At 46.8% G+C, this 22,585-nt stretch carries 20 protein-coding genes; 6 read left to right on the top strand and 14 right to left on the bottom strand.

The genetic code is table 11. The features are described from left to right. Window positions 1-363: 363 nt before the first annotated feature. The 4 genes from hfq to C7R91_RS03205 all read right to left on the bottom strand — a co-directional run bounded on the left by hfq (window position 364) and on the right by C7R91_RS03205 (window position 3,846). The gene (gene hfq, locus C7R91_RS03220; protein WP_007719110.1) at window positions 364-603 is read right to left on the bottom strand and encodes an RNA chaperone Hfq; all 240 of its coding nucleotides are present in this window, start codon (window positions 601-603) and stop codon (window positions 364-366) included. A gap of 29 nt (window positions 604-632) precedes the next feature. Continuing rightward, window positions 633-1,592 (bottom strand): tRNA (adenosine(37)-N6)-dimethylallyltransferase MiaA, encoded by a 960-nt coding sequence (gene miaA / locus C7R91_RS03215; RefSeq protein WP_047067726.1) that lies wholly within the window; start codon window positions 1,590-1,592, stop codon window positions 633-635. After that, entirely contained in the window at window positions 1,589-2,374 is a 786-nt protein-coding gene (locus tag C7R91_RS03210; protein WP_047067730.1) for a class I SAM-dependent methyltransferase, read from the bottom strand. Before C7R91_RS03210 ends, miaA begins: the two co-directional genes overlap by 4 nt. 275 nt (window positions 2,375-2,649) lie before the next feature. Then, complete coding sequence (locus C7R91_RS03205; protein ID WP_052773364.1) at window positions 2,650-3,846, bottom strand: alpha-amylase family protein; 1,197 nt, start codon at window positions 3,844-3,846, stop codon at window positions 2,650-2,652. Window positions 3,847-4,137: 291 nt separating this feature from the next. Here C7R91_RS03205 and C7R91_RS29885 point away from each other — a divergent pair, with 291 nt between their 5' ends. After that, window positions 4,138-5,109, top strand: a complete 972-nt coding sequence (locus C7R91_RS29885) for a globin-coupled sensor protein (RefSeq protein WP_047067732.1) — start codon at window positions 4,138-4,140, stop codon at window positions 5,107-5,109. A 137-nt stretch (window positions 5,110-5,246) separates the two neighbouring features. Here C7R91_RS29885 and C7R91_RS03195 read toward each other — a convergent pair whose 3' ends face one another. The 7 genes from C7R91_RS03195 to miaB form a co-directional block, all read right to left on the bottom strand. Beyond that, the gene (locus C7R91_RS03195; protein ID WP_047067734.1) at window positions 5,247-5,426 is read right to left on the bottom strand and encodes a hypothetical protein; all 180 of its coding nucleotides are present in this window, start codon (window positions 5,424-5,426) and stop codon (window positions 5,247-5,249) included. Window positions 5,427-5,468: 42 nt separating this feature from the next. Next, complete coding sequence (gene mutL, locus C7R91_RS03190) at window positions 5,469-7,541, bottom strand: DNA mismatch repair endonuclease MutL (protein ID WP_047067736.1); 2,073 nt, start codon at window positions 7,539-7,541, stop codon at window positions 5,469-5,471. A gap of 24 nt (window positions 7,542-7,565) precedes the next feature. After that, window positions 7,566-10,154 (bottom strand): DNA mismatch repair protein MutS, encoded by a 2,589-nt coding sequence (mutS, locus tag C7R91_RS03185; RefSeq protein ID WP_047067738.1) that lies wholly within the window; start codon window positions 10,152-10,154, stop codon window positions 7,566-7,568. An 87-nt stretch (window positions 10,155-10,241) separates the two neighbouring features. Beyond that, window positions 10,242-11,531 carry a putative amidoligase domain-containing protein gene (locus C7R91_RS03180; protein WP_047067740.1) on the bottom strand — a complete coding sequence of 430 codons (1,290 nt, stop codon included), beginning with the start codon at window positions 11,529-11,531 and terminating at the stop codon, window positions 10,242-10,244. Between the two features lie 114 nt (window positions 11,532-11,645). Further along, complete coding sequence (locus C7R91_RS03175) at window positions 11,646-12,206, bottom strand: outer spore coat protein CotE (protein WP_047067743.1); 561 nt, start codon at window positions 12,204-12,206, stop codon at window positions 11,646-11,648. A gap of 136 nt (window positions 12,207-12,342) precedes the next feature. After that, window positions 12,343-12,786, bottom strand: a complete 444-nt coding sequence (locus C7R91_RS03170) for a YlbF/YmcA family competence regulator (RefSeq protein ID WP_047067744.1) — start codon at window positions 12,784-12,786, stop codon at window positions 12,343-12,345. 6 nt (window positions 12,787-12,792) lie between these two features. Next, window positions 12,793-14,304 carry a tRNA (N6-isopentenyl adenosine(37)-C2)-methylthiotransferase MiaB gene (gene miaB, locus C7R91_RS03165; RefSeq protein WP_047067746.1) on the bottom strand — a complete coding sequence of 504 codons (1,512 nt, stop codon included), beginning with the start codon at window positions 14,302-14,304 and terminating at the stop codon, window positions 12,793-12,795. Between the two features lie 288 nt (window positions 14,305-14,592). Here miaB and C7R91_RS03160 point away from each other — a divergent pair, with 288 nt between their 5' ends. The 4 genes from C7R91_RS03160 (at window position 14,593) to cbpB (ending at window position 18,782) form a co-directional block, all read left to right on the top strand. Further along, window positions 14,593-15,840, top strand: a complete 1,248-nt coding sequence (locus C7R91_RS03160) for an S-layer homology domain-containing protein (RefSeq protein ID WP_047067748.1) — start codon at window positions 14,593-14,595, stop codon at window positions 15,838-15,840. A 165-nt stretch (window positions 15,841-16,005) separates the two neighbouring features. Then, the gene (locus tag C7R91_RS03155; protein WP_047067750.1) at window positions 16,006-16,848 is read left to right on the top strand and encodes a lipoate--protein ligase family protein; all 843 of its coding nucleotides are present in this window, start codon (window positions 16,006-16,008) and stop codon (window positions 16,846-16,848) included. Between the two features lie 58 nt (window positions 16,849-16,906). After that, the gene (locus C7R91_RS03150) at window positions 16,907-18,046 is read left to right on the top strand and encodes an acyltransferase (RefSeq protein ID WP_047067752.1); all 1,140 of its coding nucleotides are present in this window, start codon (window positions 16,907-16,909) and stop codon (window positions 18,044-18,046) included. A gap of 265 nt (window positions 18,047-18,311) precedes the next feature. Further along, window positions 18,312-18,782: a cyclic-di-AMP-binding protein CbpB gene (cbpB, locus tag C7R91_RS03145; RefSeq protein WP_047067754.1), complete on the top strand. Its 471-nt coding sequence runs from the start codon at window positions 18,312-18,314 to the stop codon at window positions 18,780-18,782. A 67-nt stretch (window positions 18,783-18,849) separates the two neighbouring features. Here cbpB and C7R91_RS03140 read toward each other — a convergent pair whose 3' ends face one another. The 3 genes from C7R91_RS03140 to C7R91_RS03130 all read right to left on the bottom strand — a co-directional run bounded on the left by C7R91_RS03140 (window position 18,850) and on the right by C7R91_RS03130 (window position 21,456). Further along, the gene (locus tag C7R91_RS03140; protein WP_047067756.1) at window positions 18,850-19,950 is read right to left on the bottom strand and encodes a YheC/YheD family endospore coat-associated protein; all 1,101 of its coding nucleotides are present in this window, start codon (window positions 19,948-19,950) and stop codon (window positions 18,850-18,852) included. A gap of 162 nt (window positions 19,951-20,112) precedes the next feature. Then, entirely contained in the window at window positions 20,113-20,673 is a 561-nt protein-coding gene (gene mnmM / locus C7R91_RS03135) for a tRNA 5-(aminomethyl)-2-thiouridylate-methyltransferase MnmM (RefSeq protein ID WP_047067757.1), read from the bottom strand. A 33-nt stretch (window positions 20,674-20,706) separates the two neighbouring features. Continuing rightward, window positions 20,707-21,456, bottom strand: a complete 750-nt coding sequence (locus C7R91_RS03130) for an MBL fold metallo-hydrolase (RefSeq protein ID WP_047067759.1) — start codon at window positions 21,454-21,456, stop codon at window positions 20,707-20,709. A 53-nt stretch (window positions 21,457-21,509) separates the two neighbouring features. On the opposite strand from C7R91_RS03130, the gene C7R91_RS03125 reads away from it, so the two are divergent. After that, a complete protein-coding gene (locus C7R91_RS03125; RefSeq protein WP_047067760.1) occupies window positions 21,510-22,544 on the top strand; it encodes a YkvI family membrane protein in 1,035 nt (344 codons plus the stop codon). Window positions 22,545-22,585: the final 41 nt, after the last annotated feature.

Below are 22,585 nucleotides of genomic sequence, written 5' to 3'. Positions count from 1 at the left end.
GTACTGAGCAGCCCATTGGGACCTAACGATTGATAGGTTTGAAGGCATTGTTTCATGGAGGAAAAGGAAACATCTAGCGTTCTTGCTAGATGTTTCAGAGAATCTTCTCCGCGAAGATATTTTTCGATAGCGGTAACCTTATCTGCTCCAGCTATTTTTGCTTTATGGGACATAAAAAAATGCTCCTCCTTACAGGTAGACAGTTTTATTATTTCAACTGTCTACCTGAAGGGGAGCATATCACTTCAACGGCGACAGGGCTTTTTATTGATACTTTATACGTTGATGGCATTTCCAACGCCCAGGTCAGATCATAAAAAAGAACCAGGATCACATGTATCCTGGCTGCTGGTGTTGCTTCGTTTACTGTTGGTTGTTCTCCTGAGACATGAGCGATACAGGGCGTTGCGGAGTGAAAGTGGAGATCGCATGCTTGTATACTAATTGTTGCTTGCCTTCGCTATCAATCACAATCGTGAAATTATCGAATGCTTTAATATACCCGCGCAATTGAAATCCGTTCACAAGGTAAATGGTAACCGCGATGTTTTCTTTCCGCAAATGATTCAAGAACGTATCTTGAATGTTGATCGTCTGTTTCATGTACACTACCCCCTAAAAGGACTTGTATGTTATATATTCGGCAATTGTTGAAACTTTCCTGCCAATATTCGCTTGATAGTTTCCACGTTATTCCTCTGTTCGGCTGGATCAGTCATGTCAAACCATTGAATTTCTTCCATACGACGGAACCAGGAAAGCTGGCGTTTGGCAAAATGCCGTGTTCGTTGCTGTATGTCGTTCACCGCTTTTTCTAGCGTGATCTCTCCATACAGGTAAGGGATGAGCTCTTTGTACCCCAAGCCCTGCATAGAGACCAGTGACGCGTCGTAGCCAGCATCCAAGAGCCCCCTCACTTCCTCAACCAGCCCCGCTTCGATCATGAGTTCGACCCGGTGGTTGATTCGTTCATACAGCTTTGCGCGGTCCATCGTGAGACCAATCATCACCAAATCATAGGGTGAATGCTGCGCCCGCAGCTGAAAGTCGGACATTTTGTACCCGCTGCTTTCATAAATCTCCAGTGCGCGAATCACCCGCTTTACATCATTGGGATGCAGGCGTTCGGCTGTAATCGGATCGACATCGGCCAATCGGGCGTGCAGTGCTTCCACGCCTTCGCTGTCAGCCAATCTTTGCAGTCGATCACGCAGCTCAGGGTCTTGAGATGTGGTGGAAAACTGAAATCGATGAGTAACTGATTCTATGTAGAGACCTGTTCCGCCGACGATAAACGGAAGTTTGCCACGTCGGTTGATGTCTGTAATCAACCCTGCGGCACTTTCCTGAAACATCGCGACAGAGTATTCCTCGTCTGGATTTTTAATATCAATGAGGTGATGCGGTATGCTCGCAAGCTCCTCAGGTTCTGCTTTTGCGGTGCCGATATTCATTCCACGGTATACTTGCATGGAATCACCGGAAATAATCTCACCGTCGAACTGTTCGGCCAGCTCCAGGCTAAGCTGGGTTTTGCCGACCGCTGTTGGGCCAATAATCACGACTAGCCTTTCTCTCTGTTGCAAGGTCACTCCCCTCCACCTATCTCTTTGTAGCTGTACACGACCTGCTGGCCGCGGGAGCGAAACGGCGTAAAACCAAAGCGCTCGTACATCCTACCTTCTTTTCCTTCTTTCATTACCACACGTTTTCTCGCAACTCGCTGCGCTTCCAAAACAGCCTCCTCGGAAAGAGCATCTGGATTGGCGAGCTCACGAACTCCGGCGATCCCCGACGAGCTTTGTACCGTTACTTCGAACATGGGATCGAAATAAACGACGTCGAAGGAACGGGCAGGCAGTCCTCTCAGTACTTCTAGATGGTTGCCACATCGCACCTCAATACGACGCATGGCTTGCTCCAATTCTATCGCATCGGAAGACCAGTGCCGCAACCCATCCTCTACTAAGATGGCTAGCAATCGCTCAGATTCGATGCCAACGACTTTCCCCTTTGCGCCAGTCGCATGAGAAAATACAATCGCATCAGCACCCAGACCCAAGGTGGCGTCCAGCACTTCATCTCCTGGTTGAATTTGGCAAGCAACAAGCATAGTATCAGTATCGCCGCGCATGAGCCGCTTTATACGAAAAGCAGATGTGTTCGGATGAAAAAAGAATGGTTTTTTCCCCGGCACTTCCAGACGTGCTCCGAGAGCGGAAACCACCAATACTTCTTGTACCCCATATCGCTTGCGCATTTGACCCAATGAAAAATCGCGTCGATTCACAACTTGTAGCCCCAATGTACTAGCCAATTCAGCTGCGTGACGCAAGGTTTCTTCACCAGGCTCAAGTCCTGTTGTAACAATCACGCCTTTGTTCCCTTCCTTACGTCTTCGCCCTTTTTTGATAAGAACTGCTGTTCTAGAAAAACGACTCGACGGTTTTTACATAAACGGTAACGATCATATTATTGTAAGCAGGATTAATTTTCCGGTCAAATAGAATCTGAACCAAACTGTTTTCCTCTTCGCTATGACAATCATACCATTTTTTATGAAAGCGCGTCGGACTGTAGTATGATTTTCCAGTCCATCCATATGAACAAGACCCGCGAAGTTCCGTGGGTCTTGTTTGTTGCGAATATCTACTCCTCTATGCTAAGGTTCGCCTGTTTGATCCAGTCCAGCCTGCGGTTATTTAACAGACCAAGATTGTAATAAATAATCGATTGAGCGCCTGCGTTCACTGCTGTTTTCACCCTCGCTGCCAACTCGGCTGCTGACTGGATTTGGCTATGATGCAGGGAAAAAGCTGCCCCCAGTGCAGCTTCTGGCGCTACAAGCTTGATCGCATGGAACGTATACGCCACCTCATTGACACTGTCCCCATAAGCGAGCGGAACGACACGATCGAGAGTAGCCGCTGCTTTTCGCAACGAAACCCCTTCCCAATATGACTGGTTCACGAAAAACGGTGTCGAGGACGGAAAACCATCCACCGCAATCCCCATACTCTGCGCAATTTCCTTCAGGCTCCTCCATAGCCCATCCACTACTTCCAGACGGGATTGCTGATAGTGATACAATTCTGGATATTCCAACAGCAAAAAGGCAACTTCTCTCGATTCTGCTGATACTTGCGTGAGAGAATCGGCATCCACCATCTGACTGACTAGCCTCGATACAAGCTGTCGGACTGCTCCTACATCGATTCGCTTCGATTCGGCACGCTCCGTACATGCCCCGCAAAAACAGAGCGAGAGTAACCATTGCAGTGATTCTCCTAACGGCAGAAGACATACTTCATGATGCTCACCATGCTTCATCGGCAAAAAAGCAGTCGCTTCGATCAAAATCCGCTCCGGCTTGACCTGCTCCAGCGTATCGGTAAAAAGCGCCTTGGCGTAGTGCTGAACCTCAGGCTGCGATGGACATAATGCGTATGTGTATGTATCCTCCCAAATGTTTTGCACACAAAGATCTGGATGAGCCAAACCAAGCGTAGAATTGTGAAGGCCAACCCACCATGTATGAAATCCCATTCCTGCCTGCTCACAAGCTTCTTTCATTTTGGCAAGAATGCCTGCTTGTGCGATTTGCTCGTGTACGGTCGGGCGCAAACGGTTATACTTCGACCATTCAGGCGTAAACGATACTCCTGAAAACGGCAGCCTGCGAAACGTTTTGCTTCGCGGGTGAAAAAATCTCCCCTGATGATAGCTGCTATTGACAACTGCTGTATTGCATCTGGCTTCTTGCAAGGTTTGCATTACTGCTTCAATACCACTCTCGGCTATATCCCAGGGATAAATAAACATCCCGTTTTGTCGTGATGAACTCATTTCGTTTCTCCTCGTTTTTGCAAGTAATCATATGTCAGTGTTTGCCAAAAATCAACCTTGATTTTCAAATTTTCTGAATAATACCTCCAAGAAACATCACCAAGGAATTGTCCCAGGCAGGGGGTGTCTGTCAGGGATGCATGTTTCTTCAACATGTCATATTTAGCGTATCAGTATAAATTTCATAAATATTTCATTTTTATTTAACATTTTATTTTTATTTAGCATTTTATTTTTGTTAGAATCTGAAAGAGTTTTACATTACATATAAAGAAAATAGGGGTTGGTTTCATGATTGCACTGGATAATGAATGGAATTCACTTAGGGTGTTCTACGGCCTAACAAAAGAAGACTTAGACCTCTTGTATTCACACAAAGAATTCTTCAGCACTCACTCAAAAGAAATCGTAGATTGTTTTTATGAGAAATTGGAAAAGCATCCTAATTTGGATCAATTGATTCGTACAAATGTAACAATGGACCAATTAAAGAACATGCAGATTTGGTATATCGAAACACTTTCTTCTCATATTATTGATGAAGAATATGTAAACAGCCGAAAACGAATCGGAACAACCCATGCGAGAATTGGATTGTCAGCTTCTTGGTTTTTGGGTGGATACTCACTATATTTACGTCTTTTTTCAGAAAGAATTCAATCGCTAGAAAACTCAACTGCATTTTATCAGGCTCTTATCAAAAGAGTTTTTTTTGATTCTGCAATTATTCTTGAACAGTATATCGGTGACACGATGCGTGAAAATGTAAGCTACCGCCACAATATGGAGCAAATGGCAGCCGAATTGACAGCTACAACCCAGGAAGCGCTTAGAATCTCTTCCGTCTTCACCGACTCCGCAACCAAACTATACGAATACAATGGTGAAATCGCTCATTCCATGAATGTGTTAAAGGAGCAGAATGAGGAGATTGAGAAACTCAGCGGCTTCGTAGCAGATGTTTCTACACAAACAAATCTTCTAGGCCTTAATGCTGCGATTGAAGCTGCTAGAGCTGGAGAGCACGGACGTGGCTTTACCGTTGTTGCTAATGAAGTACGTAAATTAGCCGATAAATCAAATGCTTCATCTAAAGACATCTATCAATCTCTACAGAACATTAATAATCAATTAATTAAAATTGATCAACAGGTTTCATTATCAACTGTTTCCGCTGAGCAATTAGATACTACTTCCGAGCAATTATTTTCTATCATCCATAAACTAGATGGAATTTCTCGTCGTCTTCATAATAAACACTAACTACTTCTGAACGGCCAAAGGAGCTTATTTCTTTGGCCGTGTTCTATTATGTAGCTCCTTCCTTTCTCACGTGCCAGGGCCTCCAACACCTTCATGATGCCACCGCGAGACCGACCTGTCTTGTATGCTTCTTATATTTACACTCCTGCCAGGTTTGCTAAGCCCAGCAACGGTTTGAGTAGCAATAAAGAAATCCGTTGCTTATCCTCCATAAAAAAATCCTCCTGCAAATTTCTCTGCGGGAGGATTGTGATGACAGATTGGGGTAACCGCAGAGGAACACCTGATTTCGATGGGAACCGAAGCAAATAGTCCACACAAAAATACCCTCCCCGGATTTTTCCGCAGGAGGGCATCGTTTACATCACACGCTTAAACATTTTTTCTAAGTCATAACCAGTAAAATGAATGACAATCGGCCTGCCATGCGGGCACGTATACGGACTGCTCGTCTTGCGTAGCTGGTTCAGCAAGCTTTCCATCTCAGCATGCGTCAGGAAGCGGTTAGCTTTAATCGATGCTTTGCAGGACATCATGATGGCAGCCTTTTCGCGCATCAGCACCACATTGGCTTGGGTGTTTTCTCCCGTTTCCAGTACAAACTGAATGAGTTCCTCAATGACCTCCAGCTCAGCCCCTTCTGGAAACCAATGTGGATGAGCGCGAACGATAAAGGTCCGCCCACCAAACGCCTCGATCTCCAAACCAAATGATTGCAAAAGCGACAGTCGCTTCTCCAGTTTGCTTGCCTCTGCAGCTGTATATTCCACCGTATGAGGGAACAGCATGATTTGGCTGGAAATGTCCTCTTCTGCAAGCTTGTCCATGAAATACTCGTAAAAAATTCGCTCCTGCGCGGCATGTTGATCAATTAAATACATGCCTTCGTCATTTTGCGCGACGATATAGGTACCATGGACTTGACCAACTGGGTACATAACGGGAACAGGCGAATCCGTTTCATTTTCTTTGGTTGCTTCCGGAAGTGGCGGTGGTTGTTCGGTACGTCCCGCGGCTGAATTGTCCTCCCTGCTCATTTCATTTAATGGATGCTCAGGAGGTGGTGCCTGGGCAATGTCCCATTGTACCGGAATCTTAGTCTCGAAAGGTTGGAAAGCTTCGCTAGTGCCCGTTTGATCCAACAAAGTCGCCTGCACGATTTCTTGCGGGATAGCCTCTACTTTTGCAGCCTCCAGCTTTTCATAGTTGGCTGCCGACTCTTTCACCGTGCCGTTCTCAATGGATGGTGCGACAGGCGTCACTAGATCCACTTGCTTACTTGGCACCTCCTGCTTGGCCATCCATTCCTGGAGTCGGGGACTCGCAGCTAATAACGGCGATTGCGGAGTGTCAGGCTTGGTGATTTGCAGGTCAAACTGCGGTTGAACGACCTGCGTGACGACCTTAGCTTTTGGTTGCGTAGCCATGGGTCTGACAATTCCCAAGCCTTGTCTCAATGTCTCTTTTACCGAATGTTCTATTGCACTGCACAACTCATCTTCTTTACTGAATCTCGCCTCTAGTTTGGCAGGATGTACGTTCACGTCGACCAGTGACGGATCCATCTCGATCTGCAAAGCCACAATCGGATAACGGCCGATAGGTAACAATGTATGATAACCGCGCATAATCGCATTGTTGATCGAATAGCTGCGCACGTACCGACCGTTTACCAGTGTCGAAAGGTAAGAGCGATTCGCCCTTGTCACTTCCGTCTTCGAAAGAAAACCAGACCACTTATAGTCAAGGGTCTCCCCTGCAATTGGAAGCAACAGCTTCGCGACCTGCACACCGTAGATAGCCGCCATGACGTGCAGCAGCTTTCCGTCGCCAGACGTTTGCAAGAGTGTCTTGCCGTTATGAGTCAGCAGGAAGGAGATCGATGGATGCGTGAGTGCAAGCCGATTCACATAATCAGAAATATGTCCAACTTCCGTGGCGATCGACTTCATGTATTTTAAGCGAGCAGGTGTGTTGAAAAACAAGCTGCGCACACATACTTCCGTCCCTTTTACAGCGGCTTTATCGGAAATCGTTCCGAGCTGCCCACCTTCAATGAAAAGATGAGTACCTACCTCACTACTGGACGTACTGCTCGTCAGCTCCATACGCGAGACTGCCGCAATACTCGGCAGTGCCTCTCCACGAAAGCCCAGCGTACGAATGCGGAACAAATCACGAGCGTTGCTGATTTTACTCGTGGCATGGCGCTCAAAAGCCAGCTGACAATCTTCCCGATCCATCCCTTTCCCATTGTCAACGATCCGAATCATCTCCAGACCGCCTTCCTCAACGTGGATCTCGATTGTCATTGCACTGGCATCAATTGCATTTTCAACCAGCTCTTTCACAACCGAAGCCGGTCTTTCCACTACTTCCCCTGCAGCAATCATATTGGCGAGATGCTCATCTAAAACTTGAATGGTTCCCATGAGTGCCTCCCCTCCGGACAAATCCTACCGCTTTTTCAATTGCTGTTTCCATGCATATAGTTTCATCATGGCGTCCATTGGCGTCGTTGAATTCAAATCCAGCTCGCGCAGTTCAGCCATAATCGCTTCTTCCTCCGCCGACGCAAACTGCATTGGTTCTTCGCGCACCGCAGCAACTGGTGCCGTCCAAAGCGATTCGAGCGACATTTGCACATCACTCGCTGCATTTCCATTCCCAGCACTTCCATTCGCCTCAAGCCCGGTTAAGATACTGCGTGCCCGCTCAATGACCCACGTCGGCATTTCCGCAAGCTCTGCCACATGAATTCCATAACTTTTATCTGCTCGTCCCTCTTCAATTTTGTGAAGGAACAAGAGCTTTCCTTCCCGTTCTTCGCATCGAGCATTGACATTCACGACACCACTCAACGTCTCTGCTAACCCGGTCAACTCGTGGTAGTGCGTGGAGAAGAGTGTTTTGGCACCGATTTTTTGGCAAATGTACTCAATGACTGCTTGTGCAAGCGCCATACCATCGTACGTCGAAGTCCCGCGGCCAATCTCATCGAGCAGAATCAAGCTCTTCGCTGTCGCTTTTTGCAAGGCGTGTCTGGTCTCGAGCATTTCCACCATAAACGTACTATGCCCGCCTACCAAGTCGTCGGCTGCCCCGATTCGTGTAAAAATCTGATCGACAATCGACAGCTTGGCCTGTTTAGCTGGAACGAAGCAACCGATCTGTGCCATCACCGTGATCAAGGCAATCTGTCTCATGTACGTACTCTTACCTGCCATATTCGGACCCGTAATGAGCAAAACTTGACGAATGGTCTGATCCATCTCCACGTCATTTGCCACGTATTTTTCGCGCTCCAGAACGGCTTCTACTACTGGATGACGCCCTTCTGTAATGACGTATTCGCCGCTTTCCACAAGCTCAGGGCGTACAAATCCCCGCTCGTCACTTACCGTAGCAAATGCCTGGAGAACGTCCACAGATGCAATGCGCTCCGCGAGGTTCTGCAGTCTTGGTATATGCTTCGCGACTTCACTTCTTACAGCCACGAACAGTTGGTATTCCAGCTCAATCATCTTTTCTTCCGCTTCCAGAATGAGAGCTTCACGTTCCTTCAGCTCTGGCGTGATGTACCGCTCTGCATTGGCCAAAGTTTGCTTGCGCTCATACCGGCCAGCGGGAACGTTGGCAATGTTGGATTTCGATATTTCGATGTAATAGCCGAACACCTTATTGAAGCCAACTTTAAGGGAACGAATCCCAGTCGCTTCCCGTTCTCCCTGCTCCAGTTGGGCAATCCACGTCTTCCCTTCACGACTTGCCGTGTGGAGCTTATCCAGGTACTCATCATATCCCGTCCGAATCATTCCGCCTTCACGAACCGATATCGGGGGATCATCCACTAGCGCATTAGCCAAATAGTTGACTATATCCGTACATTCATCCATCCCATGCGCCAGCTCCATCAATACTGGCGTATTCGTTTGGATCATATACTGCTTCAGCTCTGGAACAGCTTCCAAAGACATCCGCAGCTGAATGAGATCTCGCGCGTTTGCATTCCCGTAGGAAATACGGCCCGCCAGACGCTCCAAATCATAGACACGATCTAAGCAAGTCCGCAAATCGGATCGAAGCAGCATGTCACCCTTCAGGGCTTCCACAGCGCTCAGACGTGCCTCCAATTGATCGCGACTCAGCAATGGACGCTCAATCCATCTGCGCAAAAGACGACCACCCATTGCGGTCTGCGTCCGATCCAACAGCCACAGCAGAGAGCCTTTTTTCGTCTTATCGCGAATGGTCTCTGTCAATTCCAAATTGCGTCTGGAAAAGCCGTCCATTTGCAGATACTGCTTTGCATCGTACTGCTTTAATAGCCGCATATGGGCAAGACTGCGTTTTTGCGTCGTCCCTATGTAGAACAAGAGAGCATTGACCGCCGCTCGCATGGACATATCCAGACCTTTTGCCTGCTCTGCATACTGACTATCCACTGCAAATACGTCCAGTTGGTGCGTATCCACGACAGTAGATGGCAGTGCTGTCTTCGGCAAAACAGCGAGGCCAAAAAAGACGAGCTCCTTGGGGCGATATTGCAATGCTTCATCCAGAACAGCCTCTGCCTGACCCACCAAAGAGGTAACGTACATCTCGCCTGTACTCATATCACACGCAGCAACACCCGTTCGCCCTTCTACTTGGGCCAACGCTGCCATGTAATTGTTTTCCTTATCCGTCAGCCATTTGCCCTCCATCATCGTTCCCGGAGTAATGACGCGTGTCACTTCCCGGCGAACAACCCCTTTGGCTTCTTTTGGATCTTCGACTTGCTCACAAACGGCTACTTTATGACCTTTTTTCAGTAGCTCTGCAATATAGCCATCTGCCGCATGATGTGGAACTCCACACATTGGTATGCGCTCAGAACCACCACCATCACGTCCCGTCAGTGTAATTTCCAGCTCACGGGACGCAAGAACGGCGTCATCAAAAAACAGTTCGTAAAAATCGCCTAAGCGAAAAAATAAGAAAGTATCCGGATAATCTTTTTTGATAGCCAGATACTGTTGAATCATCGGGGTATATTGAGCCATGATTGTCTTCTCCTAGCCTACTATTTCTCGTCGTATTATATCATGATTGTTCGGTAATGTTGACCCTGCATACGTTGGTAGATATGTTTATAGCAGCTTCCATGTCTTGCGAAGGTCTTCGTCCGTTCTCCACGATTGACTTTCGATTAAAAAAGAAAAGTATCTATCCAGATGAAGTCGTGACAGCGTATAGCCTGGTAGCTCCTTTAATTCGTGCCAGACTTGGACTACGTACGGCAGGAGCTTTTCTTTTTCGCCCTGGTAGTACGCTTTGATGAGCGGGAGCTTTAAATGAGGCGTTGCTTCTAGCTTCTCGTGATTGATTGCAACCAAATGGGCCAAATGAAGAATGCCTCGAGCGACAAGGGGATCAACGAGCCAACTAGGGAGTGTACGATATTCGAATCCATATTCCTTCTCCCTTACATCCCCCAAAAATCCATAGCGCTCTCTGCGGCTCATACAGCCTGCATCCTCAATCAGAACAAGGGGAAGAGCTAAGTACGCATCCAGCTTTCGCCGAAGAGAAAAAGTAGGGGTAAGCCCGCCAAAATGAATATGCCCGCCGATTGGATAACCTTGAAACGGCATTCCGCCAGCGAGCCATTCGATAGACGCATTCCCTATTTTTTTGTATGCGAGTGCCAAATTATCGTAAATATGCATAAATAATTGATCAGGGTCCTCCGATGGCGCAGGTCTCAACTCTGCAACTGGGTGCTGATGGAGACCTAATTCTTCCCGGTAGCGTGTCGTATCACATCCGACCGTCCCATTGATGCTCAAAAAGTCAGAAGCAAGTGCCATTTCTCCCGTGGGCTTGCGCAAAGCAAATTCGGGATCAGCTCCCATGCTTTGCAGCTTTTGCGGCTGTTTGCGCATCCGACCTTCCCACCACACTCGAGCCCGCTGCATATATTCATCAGCATGCTTGGCTGGCCAATTTGGTTCCACCTCGACGACCTTAAGTCGATGGGGAGAAGCAGCCGTGATCGTCACTTGACCCGCATCGGCTCCGACGGCATACAAACTGCGAGCTGCCAGCCCTTGCACCACCTGAACCTCCGTTTCGGTGGAAGGCAAGGAGACGGAATGCCACTCGGGTTCCTGTAGGCGGTGCAGTAGCCATTGTGATTGCTCCTCGCTTCTGACGATATCCAGTACATAGTCTTGGTAAAGGCATATCCTATAGGTTCGCCAGCCCGGTCGCGCTGCTTTTCCTGTTGTTACAGGTATTCTCCCCTGCCGGAGCAACCAACGACCTATTTCAGGACGATGCAAATACGCTACCACTTCTTTAGCGTTGGCCGTCATCGGTTGTGTTGCTGGCGTTTCCTGCTTGTTAGCTCGCTGACTCGTCTTTGTGCGTAGAATCATGCCTTCCACACTCCCCCGCTATTCTCTCGTTATCTTATGACTACGCCCAGAAAAAAGTGAGAATGGTACGTACGTATCCGAAAAAAAGAAAAAAGAGGAGATAATTTCTCCTCTTTAGTCGAGCTCGTCGAGTAGCGTAGCGGAATCAAAGTCATCAAACTCGTCACTGTTATCTTCAAAGTCGTCAACCAGATGGAATTCTTTGTCATCACAACTATTGCAGACAACAACGCACACCTTTGTTTCTCCAATGACTTCTACTGCATATTCGCTTTCAACTCTGACCGTGATTGTGCCACCACCACTTAACTCCGCTTTTATGCACTTCGGTTGCTCCACGGCGCGTGCAACGATTTCCAGATCGCCTCTGCAGTTTTTGTCGAAGAACGTAAGCGGTACGAGTACGGAGAACTGAACAGTTTCCCGCTTGACTTCGGTTTGCGTGTTATTAGCAAACGAAAACCACAGGTTGACGTCATACGTACCAGATACTTCAACGGCATCTCCGACTTTCTCTGCTTGGAAGTTCGTGTTTATAATCCAGCATCCGAGGATCGTCGAAGGAGTTTGCGACGGTATGATGGTGTGGGTGGTAGTAGAAAATTTATGGCCTTTGCCGCAGACTGCTTTCGCGATAAGTTCCCGGCACTGTAGATCTTTGTCTATACCCGACATTTCGTTACCTCCTCCATACAACGTTTCTGTACATTTGTATGCAGGGCATTCGACTAGCGTGCAAACAACCACCTTATATTTGGGAAAGTTGTTGGGTATTCATCAAAACAGCGCCGGGAAGGCTTTCTATCAAGAATTAGGAGCAGCAGCCGTCAGATTTTTTCTTTTCAGGCCCGCCACCCGTCTCTCCGGTCAATGGGTTTCCGCCTGTATCCAAAATAATACGCTCCGAAACGGTGTTCGTGATTACGTTCGTGACCATTTGCAAAAGATCGTTCACATCTACCTGCGATTGCTTGAATTCCGTAACGATTGGAATCGAATCCAGTTCCTCATGCAATTGGTTGTATTCGCCTTCCACTTTTTTCACCAGTTCTGGCTTGTTGATGGATTCAAACATCACCATTTGCTTTTGTTTCTGCTTCAATGTATCAATCAAATCTTGCACACGTTCATTGTTCTTGATTTGCAGTTCGGCACGTTTGAAGAAATCAACTTCATTCGTACGCGCGATCATAGCTGCAAGCTCGCGAGCTTTATCAAGAATTTCTTTCTGAGTATATACGTTTGTTTGTTCCATAATGACCTACACCTCAACTTTGGATACGAGTTCGCCGTGGAGTGTCCACGTTTTCGCATCTGTAATTTTTATGTGAACATACTGTCCGATCAAGGATTTGTCGCCGGTGAAATGGACCAGCTTGTTCGTACGCGTACGCCCCGCAAGAACTTCCGAATTCGTCCTCGATTCGCCTTCCACCAGTACCTCGACGACCTGATTCTGCAGTTTTTTGTTCTGCTCCAGTCCGATGCGAGCCAAAACTTCATTGAGTCGATACAAGCGCGCTTTTTTCACTTCCATCGGAACGTTGTCTTCCATGACAGCTGCCGGTGTACCTTCACGCGGGGAGTAGATGAAAGTATACGCAAAATCGTACTTAACCTCTTCCACCATCGAAATCGTATCTTCGAACTGCTCGTCGGTTTCGCCTGGGAAGCCAACAATAATATCGGTAGAAAGCGAGACATTCGGGATTGCGTCCTTGATTTTGCGAACGAGCTCCAGATAATGCTCACGCGTATATTTGCGCGCCATCCGCTTGAGTACTTCTGTCGAGCCGGATTGGACAGGCAAATGGATTTGCTCCACGAGGTTGCCCCCTTTTGCCAGCACCTCAATCAAATGGTCGTCAAAATCGCGCGGATGACTTGTCGTAAAGCGCACACGCGGAATATCAATCTTGCGGATCTCGTCCATCAAGTCTCCAAATCCGTACTCGATGTCATCAAAATCTTTCCCATACGCATTGACGTTTTGTCCGAGGAGCATGATTTCTTTAAAGCCTTGGCGAGCGAGATCACGCACTTCCGCGATGACATCTTCCGGGCGTCGACTGCGCTCTTTTCCGCGGGTATACGGCACGATACAGTACGTGCAGAACTTGTCGCAGCCGTACATGATGTTAACCCAGCCCTTGGTGTTTCCTTCGCGGAGCTTCGGCATATTTTCGACGATATCGCCTTCTTTGGACCAAACCTCAATCACCATTTCTTTGCTGAACATCGCATCGCGCAACAGTTCTGGCAGTCGGTGAATATTGTGCGTTCCAAAAATCAGGTCGACCTGCTGGTAGCTTTTCAGGATTTTCTTGACGACTTTCTCTTCTTGGGACATACAGCCGCAAACACCGAGGATCAGATTTGGGTTGTTATTCTTGAGCCGCTTCATGTGGCCGAGCTCTCCAAATACTTTATCCTCTGCATTTTCGCGGATCGCACAGGTGTTAAATAGGATGACATCCGCATCTTCGACAGAATCAGAGGAAGTATAACCCATTGCCTGCAAAATACCAGAAATCGTCTCCGAATCGTGCTCGTTCATTTGGCACCCATACGTACGAACGTGATAACGCTTTCCTTTTCCGATGTTCTGCATATCTTCTGGGATATTAAAATCGTAATGGACTAAAATCTCTTCCTTACCGCGCTTTTTCGCATCTTTCAGAGAGGGGGCCTGGAAGTATTTCGCATAGTCTTCCGTTTTCTTTGGAGACTTAACGGATTTTAAGTCCACAGTCGCCTCTTTCGTTTCCTTCATCATATATCACCTCAGCTAAAATCATCTATATAAGTAACCAATAAAGAATTATATCATTTTGGGTGATACAAAAGCCAATGCATAATAACCATTATGAGGCAAAATATGTACGAAACGCTGAGAAACAAGCATGCCCTTACCATTGCTACATGCCTCTACAATTTTTTTGGAACTCCGTCTTTTTTCCTATTTTCACCATAATATTTTTTTCTCCTGCAACAATACAAGCCCACTAACCGTCTGAATAGCAGTCAACAAAAACTACATTGCCATTTTGAGGAGGTTAACATGAAAAGAGCACTAGCCGTATTTTTGTCGGTGTTAATGTTCTTAACGGTTATCCCGGTCGTCGGTGCCGCTTCCACCCCTTCGTTCTCAGACGTTCCACGTAGCCATTGGGCATACAAGGAAATTACGGAGATGGCGGCAAAAGGGATCATCAAAGGGTACGACAATCGGACATTTAGACCGAACAATGAAGTTACCCGCGCCGAATTTGCAAAAATTATGATCGCAGCAGCAGATGTAGATATAAACAAAAGCTACGTCGACCAAACCTTTAAAGATGTACCGCGTCATCACTGGGCATTTCTGTATGTGGAATACGCCAAGCCTTACCTGACTGGTTACAAATCCGGCTCCACCTACACGTATAAGCCTGATCAAGCGGCAGTACGCGAAGACATTGCTGTCGCATTGGTACGCCTGTTGGGCTACGATCAAAAGTACAAAGCCGACTTGAATCAATTGAAAAAGTTCCGTGATTACGAAGATATTTCGTCAGCACTGCGTCCGTATATTGCGATTGCGATCCAAACCGATCTGATGAAAGGATACAATGGCAATTTCCGTCCACAAGATCCAATTACTCGTGCGGAAGCTGCTTCTCTGCTCTATCGCGCTATTTTGGATCGTGACGATGATGATGAGATCAAAATTGTTTTCCCTACCCCTGGTCAACCGAAACCTCAACCAGAACCAGAGCGTATCAGTATCAGCGACTCCTTCTCTGATTCCAAATTGAAAAACTGGGATACAGACAAAGCGACAGGAAACTGGGAGGTCTCGAGCAAACAAGTGACAGCTGAATCCGATGACGATGATCTGGATCACTACTTCCTGCCGCTGAATTGGAATGAGTCTGACAAAGTTAAAAAATACGAATTGAGCGTAGATGTTAATGTCGTAGGCAGTGAAGGTTTAGGAGGACTTTACTTCAACGGTAAAGACGGAAAAGCCAATGTTGTATTCGTCCAAAAAGATCGCGTTGTTTTAGGAAAAGTGAATGATGTCGAAGAAGACGATATTGACATCATTACATCTAGCTCCTACAAGCTGAAATCCAGCAATCGCTTAAAAGTAGAAGTTAACGAGAACACTGTTTCCATTTACCTGAACGATCAATACTTGTTCGGTCAACAGTATGTGAAACAAGAAGGTAAAAAACTCGGTCTGTACTTGCAAGAAGATGCGACGAAAGGTGCTCCTCGCAAAACGACTTACCTGGATAATTTCTCCTTTAAAGAGACGAAATAAAGACCCATTTTCCACCCGACAAGCTACCTTGGCCTGTCGGGTATTTTTTCACTCTACTCAACATGCATGTTCTACCAAATGGAAAAAAGATAGCGAAAACGTAGAAATAAACGCATTTCAGATGTTATAATGGTAGCTATTCTTGTCCTGTGAAGGAGCCTTCCTATGTCATTTTCTGTAAATCAACCGTTTCGCTGGATGGACTCCGGTACCTACCAGGATAGTCCACTTGAGCCTTTAATCCGTGATGAAGCGTTGGCAGCCAGTATGCAATCTGAATCAGCAACACCCGTCATTCATCTCTGGGTGTACGATCAGGCGTTGTATCTCGGCCGCAGAGACGCCAAGCTTCCTCATCTCCAGCAAGCCTTGCGTAAGTTTGGTCAAGATGGCTTTGGTTGTGTTCTTCGCTCGTCTGGTGGCGCTTGTGTTCCGCTTGATGCTGGCGTACTTAATATGGCTTGTTTATTGCCTGACACTTCGATTTCCATTGACTCCTTCTTCTCGTTTGTTGCCCAGCTTCTTGATGTGGGCCTGCGTGATTACGGAAAGCTGGAATTTGGAGAGGTGACGGGTTCGTACTGTGCAGGGGAATACGATTTTTCCATTCACGGTAAAAAAATCGGAGGTATGGCACAAAGACGCACGCGACACGGCTCTATTTTGCAATTATGCATTAACGTCGACGATCGGCCACGAGGAGAATGGATGGAGCGCTTTTACCGTCTCGCCGGCTTGGATGAAATGCAAAGTCATAAGCCAATTCCTTCTATCGATGCTTCTACCGTTGGCAGCATTGCGAGTTTGACTGGAAAATTGGCGACTATGGATGATGTAAAAGCACGTCTATTGGAGACAATCCGTTCTGAGTGGGCTGTATCACCTACCCCCTTTTATGTGCAAAATGAGTTAGTGACAGAGTCAAGGCAACATTTGTCGCAGCGATTACACTTATTTTCTTATACCGCAAAAGAACTGGCCGCACCTGACTGGCACTTACCCGAATGACGGGGATTTTACTTGCTTTTGATTCTCCAGGTGCTGCCGGTAAAATTCTGGAGGAATTATGCATAGCAATCGAAAGGGGACGTTTCAGGATCTGAATGCCCTTTTTGTTTTTGGGGCTCTTACTGTCTTGATGATTCACATCCTCAGTTTTTTTCTCGCCAATGAGAAGACGTATCCGTGGAATAGTGATTTGCAAGCCGTTCTAATTATCTTATTAAAATTCGGCCGCTCCTTGTTTATCTTTGCAACTGGAATGCTGTTGTTCTACTGGTATCAAAACCGCCAATTGGATTGGCGTGCTTTCTGGAAAAAGCGCTGGCGGGCTGTTATTTTGCCTTACGTGATTTGGACGGCCATCTTCACCTATTTTAAACATCAAACCTTTGATCCGGCCGTGCTGGTAGGACCCTTTTTCGATAGTCTATTTACCGGTAGCTCTTTCTACCACCTGTACTACATTCCGCTTTACTTGCAATTGTGCTTGTTCTTTTGCCTGATTAAACAGTGGATAGAGCGGTACTTGAATTTCCGCTGGATCATCGTCCTATTCATAGGACAAGCTGGTCTGTACGTTCTCTACCACTATTTGTTCATTACGCCGTTATGGGCTATTGATTGGGATGCAAACCCATTCTTGTCTCTCATAAAACACACTTATGTTTACGGACAGCATTATGTTTTCATGTACGTATTAACTTTTGCACTCGGCGCGTATGCCGGGATGAATGTGGATAAATGGCGAACATGGGTAAAACGCCTTGAGATACCTTCTATTGTTGTGTTGGCAAGTGCAGCTGTTTGGATGGCTTACAGCTATCTTTCCGGGTACAAGAGCTATTACGAGAGCCTGAATATTTTCGAGCCGCTTTACTTGGTGTACACACTCTGTGTAATCATCAGCTTTTACCCTGTATCCAGTTACCTCGGCAAACTGCCTAAACTCGGTCCGTGGCTTGCCCGGTTGGCCAAACAGAACATGGCAATCTATTTGGTTCATCCGTTGATCTTGTTCTTACTGCAAAGCTACGTTATTCATCGACTAGGCTGGTCGACGCCTTCATTGGTTCTCGGCATGTTCGTGATTACACCGCCACTCTGTATTTTCCTTTACGAGTTGACGACGATGTCCTTTTGGATCAATCGAAAAAAACGGGTGGAAGCCAAACCCATTTTCAAAAATCAAACGTATAAAGCGTAAGGGAGGAACTGGTTTCCTCTAAGCTCCTAATGTAAAAAACATCAGGATCTCGCATACTAGAACTAGGGACGATTGTTCCACACCTCGATTACTTGCCTGGCGTAACTGCCGGGCTTTTTTCGTTTTAAGCCCCTCCAAAGCCTTGGCAACGCCAAGTTTTCTAAATGTAGCCCTACCGTTTGTACCTCTCTTACGGTATCATAGAAGGGGACCACAGGCAGTTCTTACTGCTTTAGAAGACAGAAAGAAAAGGTGGTGGATCTGAATGAATCAAGAGATCCCTTTGTTACATATTCCGATCAAAGATCTCATAATCGCGTCCACAAAGGTCGCACATGTGCAGCTAGGTAATTCGCTTGAGCACGCCCTGCTAGTCCTAATCAAGTCTGGTTATTCAGCCGTTCCTGTACTGGATCATCAGTATCGTTTGCATGGGTTAATCAGCACGAATATGATCATGAATAAAACTCTTGGTTTGGAGCGCTTCGAGACTGAGCGTATGTCCGAACATATTGTAGATGATGTAATGGATACGAAGGTCCCTCGATTGCGTGACACCGATGAATTTTTGAAAGCATTAGAAGTGTCCATTAATCACCCTTTTGTCTGTATAGAAGACGACGAGCACTATTTCCAAGGAATTTTGACTCGAAAATCGATTTTGGCTTTGGTATATCGTCACTTTCGCAATCTGCCCTTTCCTTTGGCTGACCAACAACAGCCGGCAGAATCGTAGATCACCGTATACGAAAAGACGGGGCAATAAATGCCACCGTCTTTTTCAAATTCTTCTGCGTTCTTCCTTAAACCAATTGGCCCGGCGCTAGAAGCTGATGTTTCCGTTTCTTTTTTTCCGCGAGCAATGTCTGGGCATACTCCAGTGGATGACGGTACGTTTGTTTAAACATCGCCTTCTCTCCTGCTTTGAAAAAAGAATAGCGTTGATCACGCACATTGACTTCAATTAAATACGGATTGCCTCGCTCGTCAATTCCCATATCCATCCCCAAGTCTGCTAGTGATGAAAAATGCCGACCGTACTGCTTCGCAATTTCCACCGCCGCAATGCCTACTCTTTCCATGACCGCTTGTTGTTGTTTTACCTCAGGAAAAATCGGTGCCAAAGCTTCCGCAAAAGGTACTGCTGTCCCACCACGCGAGAGATTGCTGAGCTTGTTTTTCTTATTGGCGACCTTGGCAACCATCCCGCTAACTGTCCACTGCTTCTCTTTGTTTTTCTGCACCGAAACACGAATATCAAACGTTTTGCCTCCATAACGTGCCAAAGGAATTCCGCGCTGGATCAAAAATCTTTTGTTACCGACCCAACGTCGCACCGTGGAGAGTATCTGCGAATGAGATAAGATCTGACGTTTTTTCGATGCAATGAAGTGATAATTGCCTCCGTGCCGTTCAATACGTGCTACTCCAATTCCAACAGATCCAATTGAAGGCTTGACGTACACCACCTGGTATTTATCCAAGAACAGCCGCAACTGCTCCATGGAATAAGGCACTGTATGGGGCAGATAGCTGCGAATCTGTTCGTTTTTCCAGAGCATCTGATGTACTTTTCTCTTATCTCGTACAACCAAGCCGTTAAATACTGTCTTCTTTTGGCTCAATCTTCGAATGACATTCCGTGCTTTTGAATCCCCTGTCAAAACACGATTGTGGATGACTCGCGGGACTGAAACCAGTTGTGAAACGAGTCGGCTTCCGTTCCAAAAATATCCCTTGACCCGCTCATCTCCTGGCTTCACATGCCGCGGATGGAAAAAAACAGGCTCCAATCCAAGCTCTTTACCGATTTCGACATAATAAGGCAGACGCTCATATGACTTGATGCCATGAATTCCTTTCTCCATAAGGGCCCAATCCAACATTATCCCGATTCTGTCCACGTAGATCCCCCTTGCCACATTGCTCTACATAGGGTATGTGCCAGAAAGGGCAAGAGCGTGCCTATTTTTGTACACCTGTCGGCGACCCGACAAAATATTGCTTTCTCATAGGAATATGTCGGATGCTGCGCTTGCCCGGGAAAGGATCGCGTTGCGTTCTTTTTATTGTCCCCTGCGTTCGATAGCCAGTAAAAATGGTGCTTGGTTTTGCTGATTGATATATTGGTATTTTAAAACCAAGTAATCTAATTGACTTAGCTCGTGGCAAAATGCTTCCACTGCCTCTTTTTCGGTCTCTCCCGCCGGGTGCCCCCAATAAATCATGACTGTCATGATTCCCCCTGGTCTGAGCACCCTCAACCCTGATTGAATCGCCTGAATGGTACTGCTCGCTTGTGTGGTGATTTCTTTGTCTCCACCCGGCAAATAACCCAAATTAAACATGATCGCCGCGGCACTAATCTCCAGCTTGTCAATTTCCTCATGACTGGCGAGCTTCATTTCTACCCTGTTTGCCAGACCTTCTCTCTCAAGTCTCTCTCGCGTTTTCTCGATCGCCTGTGGCTGGATATCGAAGGCGATTACTTTCCCTTCTTCTTGCACCAATTGCGCAAGAAATAAGGTGTCATTTCCATTCCCCATCGTGGCGTCTACCACTGTTTCTCCTGCTTGTACGCGTTCACGGATTAACTTGCGTGCGACTTCTAATACATTTGGAAACAAAGTCAACTCTCCTCTCTATGTACACAAACAACGTTATAAATCGATTTGCAGACCGATGCGTGCGGCATAAACTGGACCTGCGACAAAGGCATTCGCCTCTGCGATTACCTGCGACTCATCATAGCCGTAAAACAAATGCGTAACTAATAAAGAACGGCACGATAGGGATTGTGCCAATTCTGCCGCTTGGCGAACAGACAGGTGCCCATTTGGCTTGGCTGGTAAATTGTAATCCAGATAAGTCCCCTCGCAAATAAACAAATCCGCTTGACTTGCAAAGCCCTTCCAAGCTGTCCCTGGTCCACTGTCAGCTCCGTATACGAGAACGCGTCCGTTTGCTTCTAAGCGCATGGCGTAGCATGGATCACCGTCACCATGGTCTGTCCGTAAAAAAGTAATCGCGACGTCCCCAATGGTTACAGACGTTTCTTCGGTGATTGGGGTAAAGGTGGTCGCTTCTCGATACACCAATGTCTGAGCATTGACAACTGGCAGCCCAGGAGCGTAGATCGGAAGCGGCTTGTCGGCAGGTCTTTGGCCAAATAACTGATGAACCATCAAACCGTACTGCATCACTCCTACATCCGCAACATGATCATGATGATAGTGAGATAAGAGCATGGCATCCAGCTCAAAAATGGGTAAATGCTTGCCTAGCTGCGCAAGAACACCGCTGCCGCAGTCGAGAAGAATTTTGACACGCTCTGTCTCAATCAGGTAACCAGGAGTAGCACCCCCTGGGCCAGGATAAGGAGATTGATAGCCTAACACGGTAACGCGCATATTCGGTTCACTCCCTCTCATAGGATGGAATAAGGTGGGACAGGAGGTCTGAGATGCAAGGAACATGGAGAGCCGCATGGCAGATCGCTTTTACGTATATTGGGACAGTCGTAGGAGCTGGTTTTGCCTCAGGCAAAGAAATTGTAGAGTTCTTTGTTCAATATGGAACACAAGGCTTAGTTGGCATCATTCTGGCGACGACGCTGTTTATTTGGGCCGGCATCCGCGTCATGCTGATTGCCTATCGGATTCAGGCCGATTCCTATCAAGAGGTCAGCACCTATTTATTTGGGCATCCGTTTGGCACTGTATTTAATACTTTGCTTCTAACCGTATTGCTAGGCACTACCTCCGTCATGCTCGCTGCTACCGGTGCGATTTTTTGGGAGTCTTTTCGATTATCCCCCCAAATCGGCATTTGGTTTAGCATGATTTTGATTTTTTTCGTGACGAAAAAAGGGCTGTTCGCCATCCATCACGTGAACAGCATTTTTGTACCGATGCTCATTGGCTTTACTGTACTTGTCTTCCTTTATACGAAGCCATGGTTAGATACGGGTGTCGTCGTTGAATCGTTACGGCCTTGGGCGTGGCTTAGCTCTCCCTTTTATTATGTTGCCTTAAATGTCACACTTACACAAGCGGTTTTGATTCCGATGGGCAGACAGAGTACAAGCGAGAAGCCTCTCATTCTGGGGGGAATCATAGGAGGCTTGGGAATCGGCCTTCTGCTCTTGCTCGCTTACGCTTCTCTGTCTGTAAAAATGCCGGGAATCCATCACGCGGAAATGCCCATGATCGCTGTGCTGCAAGACTTGGGACCAACTATTCCCTTTTTGTTCTCCCTATTGGTATATGCCGAAATTTTCTCGACTCTTGTGGCAAACGTATTTGGTCTAGCCCAACAGATTAGACAAGTTATCCCCCTTCGAGGTCCGACTATTATACTCGGAATTTTGCTCATTTGCTATTCGATCAGTTTTATCGGGTTTAGCGCGCTTCTCCGTTTCCTGTATCCACTCTTCGGTCAATTGGTTGTCTTTTTCCTTGTCATGCTCGTGTACAGGCAGTGGCGCGATCGCCTGTAACAAAAAAACCTCTCCCGTTAAGGAGAGGTTTTTCACTCTAT

This window comes from Brevibacillus formosus (assembly GCF_003013405.1).
Lineage (GTDB): Bacteria > Bacillota > Bacilli > Brevibacillales > Brevibacillaceae > Brevibacillus > Brevibacillus formosus.
This window is presented reverse-complemented; position numbering and strand designations above follow the sequence as displayed.

Bases quoted from the DNA above. Each gene is read 5' to 3' on its own strand.
- hfq (WP_007719110.1), bottom strand. From the start codon at position 603: ATGAAACAGACGATCAACATTCAAGATACGTTCTTGAATCATTTGCGG.
- C7R91_RS03205 (WP_052773364.1), bottom strand. From the start codon at position 3,846: ATGAGTTCATCACGACAAAACGGGATGTTTATTTATCCCTGGGATATA.
- C7R91_RS29885 (WP_047067732.1), top strand. From the start codon at position 4,138: ATGATTGCACTGGATAATGAATGGAATTCACTTAGGGTGTTCTACGGC.
- mutL (WP_047067736.1), bottom strand. From the start codon at position 7,541: ATGGGAACCATTCAAGTTTTAGATGAGCATCTCGCCAATATGATTGCT.
- mutS (WP_047067738.1), bottom strand. From the start codon at position 10,154: ATGGCTCAATATACCCCGATGATTCAACAGTATCTGGCTATCAAAAAA.
- C7R91_RS03180 (WP_047067740.1), bottom strand. From the start codon at position 11,531: ATGATTCTACGCACAAAGACGAGTCAGCGAGCTAACAAGCAGGAAACG.
- C7R91_RS03175 (WP_047067743.1), bottom strand. From the start codon at position 12,206: ATGTCGGGTATAGACAAAGATCTACAGTGCCGGGAACTTATCGCGAAA.
- C7R91_RS03170 (WP_047067744.1), bottom strand. From the start codon at position 12,786: ATGGAACAAACAAACGTATATACTCAGAAAGAAATTCTTGATAAAGCT.
- miaB (WP_047067746.1), bottom strand. From the start codon at position 14,304: ATGAAGGAAACGAAAGAGGCGACTGTGGACTTAAAATCCGTTAAGTCT.
- C7R91_RS03160 (WP_047067748.1), top strand. From the start codon at position 14,593: ATGAAAAGAGCACTAGCCGTATTTTTGTCGGTGTTAATGTTCTTAACG.
- C7R91_RS03155 (WP_047067750.1), top strand. From the start codon at position 16,006: ATGTCATTTTCTGTAAATCAACCGTTTCGCTGGATGGACTCCGGTACC.
- C7R91_RS03150 (WP_047067752.1), top strand. From the start codon at position 16,907: ATGCATAGCAATCGAAAGGGGACGTTTCAGGATCTGAATGCCCTTTTT.
- cbpB (WP_047067754.1), top strand. From the start codon at position 18,312: ATGAATCAAGAGATCCCTTTGTTACATATTCCGATCAAAGATCTCATA.
- C7R91_RS03130 (WP_047067759.1), bottom strand. From the start codon at position 21,456: ATGCGCGTTACCGTGTTAGGCTATCAATCTCCTTATCCTGGCCCAGGG.
- C7R91_RS03125 (WP_047067760.1), top strand. From the start codon at position 21,510: ATGCAAGGAACATGGAGAGCCGCATGGCAGATCGCTTTTACGTATATT.